The 500-nt window shown below is 38.8% G+C and carries 1 protein-coding gene; it reads left to right on the forward strand.

The annotated features are described in order from the left end of the window. Positions 1-408: SU10 major capsid protein (locus tag ACPUEY_RS14130; RefSeq protein WP_425122479.1), on the forward strand; the 408-nt coding region annotated here is incomplete at its 5' end. Positions 409-500: the final 92 nt, after the last annotated feature.

Genomic DNA, 500 nt, shown 5'->3' on the forward strand with positions numbered 1-500 from the left:
TGCTGGGAAAAAGGTGCTGGTGGCGATAAATTAGTTCAATGTGGGTCAACTGTTGCTGAATTTATCGATAAGTTATTCAAAGTGGATAAAGGCGTTGTAATTCCTGCTATCCAAGGTGGGGGCAACATTATCGGTATCACTGTTGATGTAATTCACACTCGTTATGGACGAGGTAACATCGTATTAAATCGTCATATGCCTGATGGTGCATTATCAATTGTCGACTTAAACCAAACTAAACTTCGCCCACTTCGTAAAATGGCAGCTGAGAAACTTGCTAAAAACGGAGACTCTGCAAAACAAATGATTGTCGGTGAATATTCATTAGAACTTAAAAATAGTTATGCTGGTGCGGTTATCAACGGTATTACAGGTATTGTTGAACCTGAAGCTCCAACGCAACCTTAATAAAGGAGGAATAATATAAATGGCAGCCAAAAAAGCTACAGAACCTACAGTATATAAAGTGATCTCGCCTAAACCGTTTACTTATGTTGCTA

Source organism: Acinetobacter sp. G11 (assembly GCF_049808495.1).
Lineage (GTDB): Bacteria > Pseudomonadota > Gammaproteobacteria > Pseudomonadales > Moraxellaceae > Acinetobacter > Acinetobacter kookii.